Origin of the sequence: Microbulbifer sp., from assembly GCF_036563125.1 — a bacterium.
GTDB lineage: Bacteria > Pseudomonadota > Gammaproteobacteria > Pseudomonadales > Cellvibrionaceae > Microbulbifer.
Genome location: NZ_DATCMV010000187.1, coordinates 1 through 15,659, shown reverse-complemented (window position 1 = coordinate 15,659; position 15,659 = coordinate 1). Strand labels below are relative to the sequence as shown.

General features: G+C 58.7%; 12 protein-coding genes. 4 read left to right on the top strand and 8 right to left on the bottom strand.

Features of this window, described 5'->3' with window-relative positions; genetic code table 11:
• Positions 1-4: 4 nt before the first annotated feature.
• Positions 5-1,075 (top strand): methyltransferase, encoded by a 1,071-nt coding sequence (locus tag VIL80_RS15995; RefSeq protein WP_332037088.1) that lies wholly within the window; start codon positions 5-7, stop codon positions 1,073-1,075.
• Between the two features lie 18 nt (positions 1,076-1,093).
• Positions 1,094-1,822 (top strand): tRNA-uridine aminocarboxypropyltransferase, encoded by a 729-nt coding sequence (locus VIL80_RS15990; RefSeq protein ID WP_332037087.1) that lies wholly within the window; start codon positions 1,094-1,096, stop codon positions 1,820-1,822.
• 102 nt (positions 1,823-1,924) lie between these two features.
• On the opposite strand, the gene VIL80_RS15985 is transcribed toward VIL80_RS15990, so the two are convergent.
• Positions 1,925-4,441, bottom strand: a complete 2,517-nt coding sequence (locus VIL80_RS15985; RefSeq protein ID WP_332037086.1) for a TonB-dependent receptor — start codon at positions 4,439-4,441, stop codon at positions 1,925-1,927.
• Between VIL80_RS15985 and VIL80_RS15980 the strand changes: the two genes are divergently transcribed.
• Entirely contained in the window at positions 4,410-4,589 is a 180-nt protein-coding gene (locus VIL80_RS15980; protein WP_332037085.1) for a hypothetical protein, read from the top strand. The two genes, VIL80_RS15985 and VIL80_RS15980, sit on opposite strands and share 32 nt — an antisense overlap.
• A gap of 284 nt (positions 4,590-4,873) precedes the next feature.
• Here the strand turns inward: VIL80_RS15980 and VIL80_RS15975 are convergent, their stop codons facing one another.
• Together VIL80_RS15975 and VIL80_RS15970 are read right to left on the bottom strand one after the other, a co-directional pair.
• Positions 4,874-5,698, bottom strand: coding sequence for an SIR2 family NAD-dependent protein deacylase (locus VIL80_RS15975; RefSeq protein WP_332037084.1), 825 nt, complete (start codon positions 5,696-5,698; stop codon positions 4,874-4,876).
• Positions 5,699-5,790: 92 nt separating this feature from the next.
• On the bottom strand, positions 5,791-7,875 hold the full coding sequence (locus tag VIL80_RS15970) for a VIT and vWA domain-containing protein (RefSeq protein WP_332037083.1): 2,085 nt from the start codon (positions 7,873-7,875) through the stop codon (positions 5,791-5,793).
• A 189-nt stretch (positions 7,876-8,064) separates the two neighbouring features.
• Here VIL80_RS15970 and VIL80_RS15965 point away from each other — a divergent pair, with 189 nt between their 5' ends.
• A complete protein-coding gene (locus VIL80_RS15965; protein WP_332037082.1) occupies positions 8,065-8,823 on the top strand; it encodes a helix-turn-helix domain-containing protein in 759 nt (252 codons plus the stop codon).
• Positions 8,824-8,843: 20 nt separating this feature from the next.
• On the opposite strand, the gene VIL80_RS15960 is transcribed toward VIL80_RS15965, so the two are convergent.
• From VIL80_RS15960 to VIL80_RS15940, 5 genes are all read right to left on the bottom strand, one after another.
• Entirely contained in the window at positions 8,844-9,065 is a 222-nt protein-coding gene (locus VIL80_RS15960; RefSeq protein ID WP_332037105.1) for a DUF1214 domain-containing protein, read from the bottom strand.
• Positions 9,066-9,128: 63 nt separating this feature from the next.
• Positions 9,129-10,130 carry an AraC family transcriptional regulator gene (locus VIL80_RS15955; RefSeq protein ID WP_332037081.1) on the bottom strand — a complete coding sequence of 334 codons (1,002 nt, stop codon included), beginning with the start codon at positions 10,128-10,130 and terminating at the stop codon, positions 9,129-9,131.
• A gap of 86 nt (positions 10,131-10,216) precedes the next feature.
• Positions 10,217-11,995, bottom strand: coding sequence for a GMC oxidoreductase (locus VIL80_RS15950; RefSeq protein ID WP_332037080.1), 1,779 nt, complete (start codon positions 11,993-11,995; stop codon positions 10,217-10,219).
• 360 nt (positions 11,996-12,355) lie between these two features.
• The gene (gene bsh, locus VIL80_RS15945; protein ID WP_332037079.1) at positions 12,356-13,363 is read right to left on the bottom strand and encodes a bile salt hydrolase; all 1,008 of its coding nucleotides are present in this window, start codon (positions 13,361-13,363) and stop codon (positions 12,356-12,358) included.
• 157 nt (positions 13,364-13,520) lie between these two features.
• A complete protein-coding gene (locus tag VIL80_RS15940; protein ID WP_332037078.1) occupies positions 13,521-15,455 on the bottom strand; it encodes a DUF3604 domain-containing protein in 1,935 nt (644 codons plus the stop codon).
• Positions 15,456-15,659: the final 204 nt, after the last annotated feature.

The following is a 15,659-nucleotide window of genomic DNA, read 5'->3' as shown; positions in this document are numbered from 1 at the left end:
GTGTTTGCAACTGAGTGATGCGCAGGTGGATTCGCTGGACCGGCAGCCCGAAGCGCTGCACGATTTTCTGGTGAACTTCTTGCCCGGTTACCGCGACCTGCTGGCGCTGCTGCCGCTGCCAGAGCGCAGTCATTTCGCCCCGCTTGCGGAGCGCATGGGCACCGGTGTGCCCGGGCGCAAATGGACCCAGGCCGCCGCCTTTATCGGCGCGCTGCCGACGGCGATGCCGCCGCCGGCACGCACGGTGGTGGACTGGTGTGCCGGGAAATCGCATCTCGGGCGCGCGCTGGCGCACCACTGGCAATGTCCGCTGCATGCGGTGGAGCGCCAGGCATCACTCTGCGATGAGGGTGCGACGCTGGCGACGCCCTGGGTGAAGGATGTGACGTTTTCCTGCAAGGACGTGCTCAAGGAATCCCACGCATTTGCCGCGCCGGATTTTGTGATTGCGCTACACGCCTGTGGGGATCTGCACCGCACACTGTTGCGGCAGTGGCGCGACAGCGATTCGACCCATCTGTGCCTGGTTCCCTGCTGCTATCAACTGTGGCTGGATGATATGTATATGCCTCTGTCGCGAGCGGCCCAGGCCAACGATCTGACCCTGAACAAAAACCAGGTTCGCCTCGCAGTACAGGAAATGGTGACCTCGTCAGAGCGCGAGCGCCGGCAGTCCCACACCATGGGGCAGTGGCGCATGGCCTTCGACCTGATCCAGCGGGAGCTGCGTGGCATCGATGAATATCTGCCGACCCCCTCGCTCGGCTACCACATGCTGGCGCAGGGACCGGAGCGGGTAATTCAGGCCCTGGCGGATAAAAAATCCCTGGTGATTCCAGCGGGGTTTAATATCCAGCCCTATCTCACGCGCGCCGAGCAGCGCTACGCCGAATACCTGCGGATGCAGCTGGTTTCCCACGGCTTCCGTCGCGCGCTGGAATTGTGGCTGGTACTGGATCTGGCACTGTATCTGGAAGAAGGCGGGTGTCAGGTTGAGCTTTCCAGTTTTTGCTCCCGCGACATTACCCCGCGCAACATCCGAATTTTTGCCAAACGCAATGGCGTCAGCCGTTAGCGTCGTTACAGGTTTTACATGTATTCCACCAACTTCACCCGCCTGCGGGATCAGGAACTGGCAAAGTCCACCAAGCCGTTCCTGGCCAAGGGCAAAAGCGTTATCCGCTGCAGCGACTGCCAGATGGCCGAGTACGCGTGTATCTGCCAGTGGCGGCCAACAGTCGAGAGCCAGGTCGACTTTGCACTGCTGGTGCACCGCAAGGAACTGTTCAAGCCCACCAATACCGGCCGCCTGATTGCGGATGTCTTCCCGCAGACGCCAGTGTTTCTGTGGAACCGGATTGAGGCGCCGGCGGGTTTGGAGGAATTGCTAAAGGATCCGGCGCGGGAGTGCTACATCGTATTCCCGGCCAGCGAGGACGAGGAAAACACACGGAAAATTGTCCAGGCGTTGCCCGCGCCTGCCGCCAGTAGCAAAAAAATTACCCTGATTGTGCTGGATGGTTCCTGGAAGCAGTGCAGCCGGATGATTGCGCTCAGTCGCTGGCTGGACCGCGTGCCCTGCCTGAAACTGCCGGATGCTTTTGTGAAATCGTATCTGGTGCGGGATTCGGGAAGAGACGATCGCTTTTCCACCGCCGAGGCGGCCATCAGTTGCCTGTTGCTGGCAGGGGAAAACCAGCCGGCACAGATACTGCAGCATTATTTCTCGCTGTTTAACCAGCACTATGTGGCGACCCGGGGCTGTTACCTGCCGGAGCGGGGTGAGAGCCATGAAATCCTGGAATCATTCGCAGGTAAATGAACGGTAAAAAAACGGGGAGGACCAAGGTCCTCCCCAAGTTATCGATGCTTACTAATCATTTTTCCTCGCTAATCATCTGTTCCCGTTGCCGGGAACGTCCGATCAGAAGTTGTACGTCACCTTGCCATAGACAAAGCGACCGCGGGGATCGTGCTGGCTGGAAACATAGCCGTACAGATCCGAGTCGCCATCGCCGATGGCGAACGGGGGCTCTTCATCCAGCGCGTTGTCCGCACCCAGGCTCAATACCAGATTGTCAAAGCCGGTATAGCGGGCCTGCAGGTTTACGGTCATGAACGAATCCACCATACGGGATTTGTTGGTGTCGTAATCCAGGGTGCCGTCAAAGTCGATATCGGGGGTATCTTCAAACTCGCCGATATAGTTCAGGCCCACGACGAAGGCAAAGGTATCCCGGGTCCAGTCGGCGGAAGCCGCCCAGCGGTGCTGCGGATATTCATACTCTCCTGCCAGGTCGCGGCTTATGAAAGCATCGCCGGCGGAATTCAGTTCCACCCGCTCAAACTCCGACAGATAGGAATAATCCAGGCGCAGACCGAGATCGCCGCCGGCGACGGTCAGCGCGGAGTAGACCACACTCAGGTCAATGCCGGAGACCGTCTGTTCGCCAATATTGATAAAGCCGCTGTTGATCGACTGCAGGGAACCGAGGGACTCGCCGGGCAGCGGCGCAGAGCGCACACAGACGCTGCTGTTCTGGTCGTTACAGAACTGGCTGTACAGGTAGCCAAAGGGCACCGCATCGATCTTGCCTTCCTGGGTGATGCTCCAGAAATCCAGCGACAGCTGCATGCCGTCCATCGGCTTGACCACCGCCCCCAGGTTGTAGGACTCGGACTCTTCCGCGTCCAGGTCCGGGTTGCCGGAAAACACGATGTTGTAGTCGGTGCTGACACAGTAGTCATCGTTGATCGCGCAGCCATAACTATCGATAAAGAACAGGGATTCCTGCGACGGGCCCAAACCAATCTGCGCGAGCGAGGGCGCGCGAAAACCGGTACCCCAGGAGGCGCGCAGGGACAGTTGCTCACTGGCAGTCCACAGCAGATTGACCATCGGGTTGGTGGTGCTGCCGAAATCACTGTAATCGTCGTAGCGACCCGCCAGGGTCAGGTCCAGGTTGGCGGGTAGGGGAACGGCAAACTCGACGAACGCCGAGTTGATATCGCGGCTGGCAGCGGCAGACACCGACTCGGTACCGAAAATCAGACCGCGCTGGAACTGGTCGTCGGGAATGTCGGACGCGCGTTCCTCGCGGCGCTCCAGACCCGCGGCCATGGCAATGGCACCGTTGGCGGTATCAAACAGATCGCCGCTGATGGTGAAGTCCATACCGCGCAGTTCGGATTTGCCCTGGCGCACCAGGCTGGTGGTGATGGCGTCGATAACAGACTGCGGGTTTTGCACGCCGCCGAACGGGTTGTAGCGGCCTGCGTCAATTTCTTCCTGCAGCAGGTCGGTGCGGACCCAGCCCTGGGAGCGATCGCCGCTCTGGGTGGATTCGCTGCGCGAGCGCTGTACCGAGGCCTCCCAGTCCCATTCGGCAATGGTGCCGCGCAGGCCGAATACACCGCGCAGGTTGTCGGTTTCGATATCCCACTGGCGCGCGCCGGCATCCACGGTGCGGTAGCGGCCGACACCGATACTGCTGGCACCGGCAAAGGGATTGTTGGGGTGATCGATGGGCACGGTGAGCCCGGCGTCTTCGTCCAGTGGGGTCGGCGCACCCTGGGCGATGGAAGTGTTGTGCTGCATCGCGAGCTCGCTGAAGAACTCCACGTTATCGGTCAGTTGCGCATGACCGAGCATCAGCACGCCAGTGCGCTCGGCTTCCGGTGTCAGCAGTGTCCACGGGCCGTAATCGTACACACAGGTCTGGCCGAAGGCGCTGCCTGACGGACAGCCGGGGTCAATGGTGGTTTCGCCGTCGACAATAAAGCGACCGGGATAGCCGCGGGATGAGCGGAAGTCCATGCCACCGCGGAAAGACTGGTCGGCGGTATCGAGCCCCTTGCGTTCAACGCTGGCAAGGGTTGAATTGCTGCGGTGATCAAAGATCAGGGTCAGGTTGGAGTCTTCGCCGTTCACGCCCCACACCGCAGAGACGGATTGCTCATCGTAGCCGTCGGCACCGCCGAAATCTGCAGTTACTTCCGCGCCTTCAAAATCCTTGCGCAGTACCAGGTTAACCACGCCCGCGACGGCGTCGGAACCGTAAATCGCGGAGGCTCCGTCTTTCAATACCTCGACGCGTTCAATGGCGGCAATCGGGATGCTGTTGATATCCACAAAGTTGGTGGTGATGCTCTCGGCAAATGCACTGATGGCCACGCGCTTGCCATTCACCAGTACCAGCGTGGCATCGGCACCCATGCCGCGCAGGCTGACGGCGGCGGCACCATTGGCAGTGGAGTCCTGGTTATTGCCGCGGGTGGAAAAGGTGCCATTACCCGCCGCCGGATTTTTCTCGAACATCTGCTGGAGGTTTGTGTAGCCAGATTTTTCGATGGCTTCGCGGTCCATCACCTGGATCGGTGTGGCCGTCTCGAATTCCCCGTTGCGCTGAATGCGCGAACCGACGACGGCAATTTCCTCCATTGCATTTTCCTCGGCGGCAAAAAGCACCTGTGGCGCAGTTGCCGTTGCGGCAATTGCCGAGAAAATGGCGCTGGATAAAACATTTCGGCGTGTAAAAATTTGTTTCATGATCTTTGCTCGTCCACTGATTTTCATTATTTTTGAATGACCGAAATAGCATGGCCGTTCAGCTTGCCTGGGCAACATTATCAACGGCGGAATATCGAAGCAATTGATCTATAACCCTGCGGTTTATAAAAATATTTCGCGATATTTCTTTTTCTCACTTCCATTGTGCGCTCTTGCTCAAGAAGTGGATCAAATTGGCGTCAGCGAATGTTTTGTCTTTATTTTGTGGGCGCAGAAAATGTTTTTTAGGCTGCTTTGATTTTCGGTGAAACGAATTTGCGTTTGAGGATGAGGGCACATGGAAATATTGGAATTATTCTGGCGTTAAAATACCCCGAGCTCACTTGCGATCAAGGTAATGCCTTCCCGAGCGCCCATCGCCATGCTGATGGCATTGGGGTGGGAGGATTGCGATTCTCGCGGGTTTATCCGGATAAGGGGGCCATCGAGGTATTCACCCTGGTTCCGCACGGTGGGGATGGCGGTGCCGGCACCGCATTCGATGGTGACCAGGTTGCCGGCGCTGCGCAGCCATTTCTCGTACCTGGCCTGTTGTAATTCCGCGCGGCGGGCATTCCAGTGCCAGTCGCCGAACATCAGAATATTCGGGCGCGCGACGCCGCCGCAGTCCGAGCATTTCGGCATCGGCCCGATCGCAAGGCAGCGTTGTTCATCGACCTCGACAGTATGATCGTTGGCTTGCCAGATATTGCCGGTACAGTCTTCCGCGCATTGGAGGTGGTGGATGGAACCGTGGCACTCGAAGATCCGCTCGGGATCGAATCCCGCCTTGGCATAGTGGCCGTCCACATTACTGGTGAAAACGAAGTAGTCTTTCTGCAGCCTTTGGGTTATTTCCAGCAACAATTGGAAACCGGCGTGCGGTTGTACCCGCCGGTAGAGATTCAGGCGGTGGCCGTAAAATCCCCAGGCACGCTCCGGGTAGCTGTGGAAATGTTCCGGATCGGCAATCTCGACAAACGAAAGGCCGGCCTCCGCCAGCGCCGGATAGGCGCGCCAGAAACCTTCGTTGCCGCGAAAATCTGGCAGGCCGGAGTCCACGCCCATACCGGCACCGCCGGTAATTAGGATGCCATCGGACTGACGAATGGCGGATGCGGCCTGGGCAGCGAGTTTGGTTAATTCCAAGGTCTTTCCTCAAATCGGACTAGGTGTCGTATTCAATGCGGGTTTCGCAAAAACCGGGGCCCAAAAAGAGTCCCGGTTTTTACGCTAGCGCATTAATTCGCGACTGCCTGCCAGCGCGTTTTCCGACGCAACAGAATCAGGGCGAACAGCAGCAGAATCATAACAGGCCCTGTGGATCCGCCACTGCTGCGGGGATAGGCGCGGTTGCCATTGAAGGCCGGTTGCGCGCTGTCCTGCCGGTTGTCCTGTACCGGCGCTACGGCGCGGCTTTCACGGGCGGTCCTTTCCCGCTCCACGCGGGCCTTGTTGTTGCGCGCAATGCCCTGTTGCTCGAATACCTGTTCCTCCACCACCACCATGGAGGTATAAGGCGTTACCAACCCATGCTCCACGGCGAGATCGACGATCGCATCTTCGCTATCTCTGTCGTGGCCGAGGTAATCCATGCGGTTCTGGAGGTCTTCAATGGTGGCGTAGGCCCACAGCCGCTCCAGTTCCGGGGTGCGGGTGTCGGTTGTGGGGAACTTAAGGTCCGAGCGGTAGTGCACCTCACGGCCTGAAACCTTGCCCTTGATGTCGAGCTTCGCCGGGCCATCGCCCCAGTAGTGCCCGAACACAGTCAACTGCTGGCCGCGGTACAGGGAGCCGATCTGCGCGGGGCTCATATCGCGTACCTTGATCCCGGATTTGTTGCCGGAAATGCTCAGGGAGATATCCCGGTAGGCTTCATGACGCAACTGGTCCGCTGCCTGCACCAGGCGCCCGGAGATGTCATCGCTGTTGGAAATATTCATGGCGAAACCGTTGGATACCTTGGCCATTCCTTCCAGCAGCGGGCGGTTGGCGCTGTTGCCCATCACGAAGGTGAACAAACGGATATCGTGTTGTTCGAGCAGCTCCAGGAAGGCTTTCTTGGCAACCACGCCCACATTGGCAACGCCGTCCGTCACCAGAATTACTGCGCTGGGGCGGTCGGAGTCGAGGCCCGTGTATGCGGCTTTCAGGCCGGCGAACAGGTTGGTGCCACCATCAGGCTGGGTCGATTCCAGCAGTTGTAAATAGTGGGTCACATTGGCGTCATTGACGGCGACATAACCGTTGGTCAGTTCGCGGGCCAGGTCGTTGAACAGCACCATGCGGAAGCGATCGCCCGGCTGCAGCTTGCCCAGTCCCTTGCGCACACCTTCTGCAAGGCTGTGGTATTTCCCCGCCATGGAGCCGGAGAGATCCAGCACGAAGGTCCAGTCGCGCCCCTGGGATATTTCACCCAGGTCGTCCCCCGGCGTCAGCGTCAGCATAAAGGTGCCGCGATCGCTGCCCTCGGGGCGGTAGGTGATCATATCCACAGCACCGGGCAGACCGGGCTGGTGGCGCCAGTAGGCGACGATGTCCTTGTCCAGGCTAAAAGTACTGCCAGTCGCGGTCGTCATCGATGCGGGTGTTTGGCCTTCCTCGCCGGCAAGCGCGGCACCGCCGGCGGAATTGGCGAATGACACCTGCCATTCCTGGTCGGAAGAGCGCTGCACCTGTGCCTGTGGGTGCGCGGGCATCAAGAACTGGTCGATGGGGTAGGAGGAGCGCATGGTCAGCTTGAAGCTGAAGGCTTCCTGCACGTGTTCCTGATAGGTGAAAAACGCCATGCGCTCTTCATCCACGCCGCCTTCCTCCAGCGGGTACGCATAGTGCCCAATGCCCAGTTCGGCATGTACCGGCTGGATATACACCAGGCGGATACGCACGGTGTCATTTGGCAGTACCGGGTACACGCGGCTGTCGAAGCTGCGGTATTCATCCTGCTCCGTCAGCGCGGTTCGCCGGCCCTGGGATTTTTCCTGTTCGTACAGTTCGCGCGCTTGCTGTTTGCGCATAACCTCACCGGTTACCGGCTTGCCGTCGATCCAGTAGGTAAATTCGCCCACCGAGGCCTTTTCCGGCACCGGAAAGGAGTAAATCGCTTCCAGTTCCCGGTCGTGGGGATTGGCAAATGTCTGCTCCACCTCGGTGATGGCGTAGCCGTCCTCGATCACCACGTTGACGTGGTGCTCCTTGATCTCCAGCTGGGGCAAGTTGCTGTTCGCCGGTGTCAACAGGCCGGCGGCCATGGTGAGCCCCGGCACCAGCGTGCCCAGCAGTAAACACACACACCAGCCGATGGTTTTGCTCCATAGACGTTGCATTATCGGTTCCTCCATATGCCCCCTGGGGCTGATTGGGATTGCGCGCCACGAGGGCGCGTGCCGATGGGGAATCTATCGGCAAAGGCTCGTAGGGATCACCCGGATCCGATAAAGTCGCGTGAATCGGACCCAAAAGTATCAAATAGTGATACCTGGGTGCTTCTGTCGGACAGGATTTGGGGGGCGGGAATGAGCCAGGTACAGGCGCTGATGAAGACGCTGAAACGTGAACTGAAGGCGCGGGGGGTTACTTACGCGGAAATTGCCCGGCAGCTGGATCTGTCGGAGAGCAGCATCAAGCGGATGTTCACTGGCGGCACCCTTTCCATTGCGCGTCTCGAATCCCTGTGCGGCATCGCCGGCCTCGATTTTTCCGAACTGGTGCGCAAGGCCGCAGAGGCACGGCGCGGTATCGCTACCCTGCGCGAAGAGCAGGAGCGGGAAATTGCCGCAGACCCGCGCCTGCTGTTGATGGCTGTGTGTGTGCTCAACCACTGGACCGTGGAGCAGATTCTCGACACCTACGAATTGAGTGAGACCGAAAGCATCCAGTTGTTGGCGCGTCTCGACCGGTTAAGGCTCATCGAATTGCTGCCGCTCAACCGCTACCGGGTGATCGTGGCAAAAGAATTCCGCTGGCTTCCCAGCGGGCCGATCCAGCAACTGTTCCAGAAGGAAATACAGCCGGAGTTCCTGGCATCCAGTTTCTCTGGCCCGGGGGAAAAGCTCGTGTTCCGCACCGGCATGCTGTCGCGGGCCGCAAATGCCGAATTGATGAAAAAAATGGACCGCCTGCTGCAGCAGTTCGACGAGCTGCACGATGCGGACAGCGAGCTCGCGCTGAACGAGCGCTACGGTTCGAGCCTGTTAGTGGCGTTGCGGCCCTGGGAGCTGCAGTATTTCAGTCGCCTGCGACGCGGCAATCGGGAAAAGGTTTTTCCCGAATAATGCCGGAGAAAAACGGCTCACTACTTCACGAGTTCGACCTCACTTGGTCGCCACTGTTTACTGAAGAAGGGCTCCAGCGGGCTGTACAGGCCCAAGATGGGAAAAAAGCTTTTCCCCGGAATAGTCTGGATCCAGTTGCCCCGCGCTACACCGTCCGGCTGTTCGGGTGAGAAGTACACCGTGATGGTTCCATCTCGCGCCGCTTCGGCGGCCGGCGTTTTGGCGCAGAAGAGAAACCGCAGCGTCGCCGATGGCTTCCCTGTGATTATTGGCTTTGGATTAACAGAAAAGAAATGGACGACTGCTCAGGCTGAAGCGCGCCACTGTCGCGGTGAACAGCCGACTTTGCGTTTGAACGCGCGGGAGAAGGCCGCCAGCTCCGAGTAGCCGAGTATGCCGGAGATGTCGCTGAGTGGCAGTGTGGTATTGCGGATATATTTCATCCCCAGCTGAATCCGGATTTTGTCCGACGCCTCGCGGAAGTTGGTACCCAGTTCCTCGCGCAATCTGCGATGCAGAGTGCGCGGTGATATGTCTAGCGCCGCGGCCACATTTTCCAGTGACAGGGTCCCCATCTCGATGGCTTCGCGAATGGTACTGTGGAATAAATCCGCAAAACCGCCTTCCAATAACTGCTGGCTGATTGCCAGCGCCGACTTCAGTTGACCGTAGTCAGATACATTTTTTTCTGCGTTACCTCGTTGCAGAACTTCATGGGGAAAGCACAGGCATGAAAACTCCTGCCCGAACAGCACCGGGCAGCGGAAGAATTGTTTATAGGGGCGAACATCTTCCGGTTGCGCATGGTCAAACTGCACCCGGGAGGGCAGCCAGCCCGGACCCAGCAATTGCCTGAGAATATTGAAGCCGAGCCCGACGGACAGCAGATGCTTCTGTTTCAGGTCCGGTGCGCCTTCAAGATCCACTGCGATGCGCCAGGTGGCGATCTCTTTCTCAACCTCGCAGATCGCCCGCGCGCCGTTGATATGTACCTTGAGGTGGTCGCCGATATCACTGATGGCCTGGCCGACGGTGGGCGCTTCTGCTGCCACGGCACCGAGTAGTCCCATGGTGGTCAGCGGCTGCCTACGCGCCACCAGCAGGCCGAAGTGTGGCGTGCTGGTGATATCCGCCAGGGTATTCAGGGTATTGATCAGCGCAATATAGGGAACGCGGGCATCGGGATTGGCATCGGTGGCCACAGGCAGGCCATTGCGCCGGAAAACCGGTTCGGGGTCGACACCGAGTTCAAGTGCGGTTTCGCGAATGCCATCGAAGGAGGCGAGTCGGACAGAGTGTGTGGTCATAATCGGCAAAGCCTTTTCCTGTGTCTTCCTGCGTCGGACCCCAGTGCAAAATGCGCGCAGTGGCGAAACGAGTCAAGTCTCACCGGTCACCCTTCCGCGATCAGGGCCTCCACGCTACCGCTGCGGCAGATGATACCGTGCAGGTCTCCGCTGCCGGTGAGCGCCGACATACTGCCGGGCAGTGCTTGGGAAAAGGTCACCGGGGTAATCTTTTGCGCACGCGCGCGGTTGAATACCGGCACTTTCGACCAGGCGTATTCACTCAGCGCGAGAATCGTCAGCGACGGGTTGACCCCCAGGTTGCCGGGAATCAGCGAGCCATCGATTACACGCAGGTTCTGGTATCCGAACACCGCGCCGGTGTCGTCCACTACACCATCGTCGGCGCTGGTGCCGATGGCGACACCGCCCATCAGGTGCGCAGTGCTGGGTGCGCCGGTTAATACCTCGGTGACCACATTGCCGGCGGTACCACCACCGGCGGCGTCGATATAGTGGCGCGCGGTTTCATGGGCGATGGGAAAGTAATTCGACAGCGGTGAATCGCCGGGCTCCTGGGTTACGCGCCAGCGGAATGGCCACTTGCCTGACTTCACATGCACGAAACTGTCCTTGGTCTGCATCACCAGGAAGATGATGCTGTTGCGGGACTTGCCGATGGGATTGAGCATACGCAGGGACTTGAGCGGCTGACGCAGCATGCTCACCAGCATACTGATCTGCCGCGGTACGCGCCCGTTGGATTCGGTAATCGGCACCGCGCTCTGCAGCGCAAAGTTGAAATCGCCATAGGGCGCAAAGCGCACGATCTCGATACGGGTCTCGTCGTCCGGGTCGAACATACTGGTAATGGCCGGGCCCTCACAGACTTGCCGCGGCTTGCCATCCTTGTCCTTGAAGTCGCTGGTGGCGACGATCAGTGTCTCGGAGTTGGTGCGCACCTGGCGACCGAGTTGCGGCGAAATGTTTGGCAGTGTGCGGTCTTTGTCGCGGGCCTTCAGCAGCAGTGGAATGGTGCCGAAAACGCCGGCGGAGACAACCACACCGCGGGTGCGGATTTTGTACGGCTTCTTGAACAGGAAGGCGGTGGAACTCTGTACCGTCAACTCGTAACCGGCACTGCCGTCGCGGATGCCTTCGGCATTGGGTAGCGGCTCGATGCGGGTGACCTGGCTCTCCGCGCGGATCTCCACACCGTTGCGCTCGGCAAACCAGAGGTAGTTTTTTTCCAGGGTATTCTTGGCATTGTGACGGCAGCCCATCATACAGCCGCCGCAGTGCCGGCAGCTGTTGCGGTCCGGGCCCTCGCCATTGAAATAGGGGTCGCCGCGGTCTTGGCCGCTCCTATCCGCCGGGTCTTCCGGAAACAGCACGCCGGTGTTCACCACCTGGAAGGAGTCCTCGCGCCCCATACGGCGGGCAGTCTCCTGCAGGGTCTCATCGGCGGCATTGCCATAGGGATTCTTGGCCACGCCGATCATGCGCTGGGCCAGGCCGTAAAACGGCAGCAGACGCTGTTTCCAGTCCTTGTGGACCCGCGACCAGGGTTCCGAGTCGAACACCTCGTCGGTGGGGATCAGGTGCACGTTGGCGTAGATCAGCGAGCCGCCGCCGACACCGGCACCGTGTAGCGCGGTCACCTTGCTGGTGAGGCTGACCTGCATGGTACCGGTCAGTCCGAGCCTCGGTGCCCACAGGAACTTCTTGATGTTCCAGGAATTGTCGGAGAAGTCCTTGTCCTTCCAGCGCTTGCCTTTCTCCAGCACCAGCACCCGGTGGCCCTTTTCGCTCAGGCGCAGCGCACTGCAGGAGCCGCCAAAACCGGACCCGATAATGACCTGGTCGAAATCAAATTTTTCGCTCATCGCCGTTAGCCCTCTGGAGATTTCCGCAGTTTCTTATTGTTCGAGTAAGAGGGCTGAGGATAGAGGAGAGGCCAGAGGGAAATTTGACAATTCTCGCCACGGAGTGACCGTGGCGATGCATGTGGTCTGCCGGTCATTACTTGTGGTTCCTGGTGTCGAGAAGGCCACCGTCCTTAATACCCAGGTTGGCGCTCGACTGGGCAGAAGACAAATTTCACGCCGGCCAATACACCGCTCAGATCCAGGTATCAAAATACGGGGAGCTGTCAAAACCCCAGGTTAAACAGCGATAACCACCGACAAAATCGTAGCGGTAGCAGCGAGTATTGATGGCAGCCAACGCTTGTGAGGTGGCGGGACCTAAGCCGCGGGCTTCCAGGTCACCGCTGTGCCCGCCTTCTGGTAATGGACAGGGTCTGTGGGTTGGAATTTTTGCGCGACTTCGCCTGCGGCTTCGAGATCGGATGCCAGGTCAAACATCTGTACGGGGGCCCCCTGTGAGAAGTTGAGGTTCGCCAGGTCGATCCAAACCACGTTGGGCATACGGGAGAATTCGAAGTAATAGCGCTTGTTGGTCAGATCGCTGATGGTTCGCCACTGGGTGGGAGAGACATTCGGCTTGACGGGATCCACGTAGCCGAGGGGCGTCGCCATGTTGCGGATCACACTCAGCACGCCGGCAACAGCCTCCTGATAAGACGCTGGCTGATCGGGAAGTTTGGTCAGGTAGTAGGCTCCGCGCGCAAAGCGATCCTCTGCCTCGGCGGAGCCTGGCAGGGGCTTTTTGCCACCGAGACCTTCGTACTGTTTCAGTAATACCAACTGTTCATCGTACGTCGGCGAATTGGTCATGACCTTGTATTGCGGACCATGGTGGATCACCGGCTTTCCGTCGAGAATTTCCACAACCGCCGTATCGCCGGACGGATCGGAAAGACACAGATGCATCGGTGCATCCGCCGTTTCGCCGCGGTGGATAATTTCCACGGGACACACCTGTAGCGTTTTGATGGCATCGACTGCCTCGAAGACCGTGGCGAAGTTGTCCAGGAAATAAAGCGCCCACAACGAAACCGACAGCCCGAAGAGGTCGGTGTCTCGCTCACCGTAATGGGTTTCAGCGAGGTACAGCAATCTTGCGGATAGCCCGGCTTCGTTCAGGCCGTCTGCGACGGCGCAATCCCAGATATTTGCCACCACGCTGCCATATCTGGATGTCCACCTGAGCGGGTTGGCTTCGGTTAGCCCACTGCGTTCGACGCCTCTCGGTATCACATACAGCTTGGTACCCATTGGCTCGGTCCAGTCCATATTACGTCCTACCAGAACGGGCTGTCCGGCTGCGGTCCATATAATCGTTGAACACATAGCGCCTCTCTTTACGCTGCAAAAAAAAGAGCAACATGCAGATAGCGCGATGGTGGTGTCCACAGTGCTACTGTCTGTCGTCCAGCGGGTTTATCAAAAGAACCAGCACTAGTTTTGTGAATTAACGCCGGGAAAACGGTGCTCCAAAAAAATTACATCACTTCGGCGTATACCAGATCGGCGATGTCCACGCCCGCTCCTGAATACTCACCGGCAGGTCGTCCGGCCGCTTGAGACCGGTGCGCGCGGCGTCGTACGTGGACCAGCGCGGTGTCGGGATTTGCAGCACACGCGCATAGTAAAAGGCGGGCTGTGATGCATTGAAATCCGGGTCCGTCCAGGTCGCCAATAACTGGGTGTCGCCGATGGTGTTTTGATAGGTGGCATCCTTCTCGTTGACGGTATCGCCCACCGGCGGGATCTTTCCGTCCGCGTCGGGTTTACGGTCGTCGGAGAGGGCAACGTCATAAATTTTTGACTGCTGTTCCCCGGCTTCATCGACCCAGCCTTTGATAATTTGGATGCGGTCGAGGTTGGCGCCGTCCGCCTCCTTGAGGGCCTGTACGATGAACGTCGGCGCCTTGTCACTTGCCGCCGGCAAGTCGCCCCCCATGGGGACGCCTTTTGCATAGGCTTGCTTCACGCCGTCTTCGGTGCCGAGCGTTACTCCAGACATATCGAATCCGCCGAAGAACCGCACCATGGGGCGGGGGCCCGAGGTCGCGTAGGTCTCCTTGCGCTTGATCGCCTCGAAAATCCCATCGCGGGTATTACTTTCCGCCCACACCGCGGCCACACCACCGGAGCTGAAATGCCGCACCTGTTTGGCGGCGGCGGCATCGACGCCGGGAGGTCCCTCGAGTCTGTGCTTGGGATCGATTTCGAAACCGAATTTTCCGGTGTAGTTATCCTCCTCGATCGCAGAGGCGCCGTTGTGGGTGTCGGAATCGCCGATAAAGCCAAATTTGAACGGGTTGCCCATACCTTCACTTTCGAGCTTGAGCCCGCGGATCAGGGCTTCCCGTGCATAGCCGCCTTTCTTGTGCTCCGGCGGTGTCGCGGTCGGCGCAAGCGTGTAATCCCAGAGCTCGAAATTGCCGAACTCATCGTTGGGAAACAGGGCGGGATGCGTTTCCGAGGTCCCCTTGATCTGGGTAAGTTCATACACGGGTTCATTGCGCATGCGCGTAGATGCGTACTGCTGGTCCAGTGAGCTACCCCCATACGATTTGTCCACAGGGAACATTAGGCCGTCACTGGCATTGCCATTGTGCGGAACGGCGAGGAGATCGTTGCCGGCGTCGCGCTGCGCGTCCATCCAGCGCCACAGGTCTTCCGGGGTGCTGGAATCCAATGCGGAAAAGGGTGCATCCGGTACCTTGGCGCTATCGCGGAAAATGACCACCCGGTGGAGGTTTCTCCAGTCCGGGTTTGAGGTCCATTCATAGCCGGGCATGGTGGTGAACTTGCCCGGCTCGTAATACTTGTCGGCAATTTTTACAACTTCCGACCAGAGTGTCCTTGAAAGTTGTTTATCTCCCAAGATTGGGTCTTTTTTCATGTGGGAAATGCCGTCCAGAAGCTTTCCGTAGGCATCGAAGGACTTTTTGGGGTCGTCGCCAGCGATATCCGCAGCCAGGGGATGTTTACTGATCGGACTATTGGGATCTCCCATCAGTGGTAGTACGCCGAGGTACTCCGCGTGATCCGACAAGATATACCAGTCCAGTGGCCTTTCTATTTTTAGCGGCTTCCCCATTTCACCACCGCCGGGAATCTCTTCGCCCATGGCCCAGCGGTAGGCGTCTTCGGGGTTTACCCAGGCCGCATTGATGTAAGCGTCGAAGGACCAGCGGGTATGCACATGCAAGTTGCCGAAATACACGTCCCGGTTTGGGTTTGACTTCACGTCGTTGTCGGTTGCGGCAGGTGATTCGGCACCTGAGGTACTTGCTGCCTCGTTTTCGGTACTGGGCTCTGTTACTGCGGCGGCCGGCTTCTCGTTGACATCTTGTGCCGCCTTGCGGTCTTGATCCGCGCCGCAAGCCGCTAGCAGCGCGACAACCAACAGGGAATAGTGGCGGATATGCATGGGCTACTCACTTCCTTGCTCAAGGAAAAAACGGGATGCGGGTAGCTTAGTAATAGTTGAATGTCGACGTGTTGACGGACGCTGTGCGCCGGTTTGGCGCCTTTATTCGATTGGGTTCACCGGTATGTTAAACCCACCACAACATGGTGGATGCAACTTGCCCAACCGTTTGCCATAGGCTATTGTTCCGCCAACTGAAGGAGG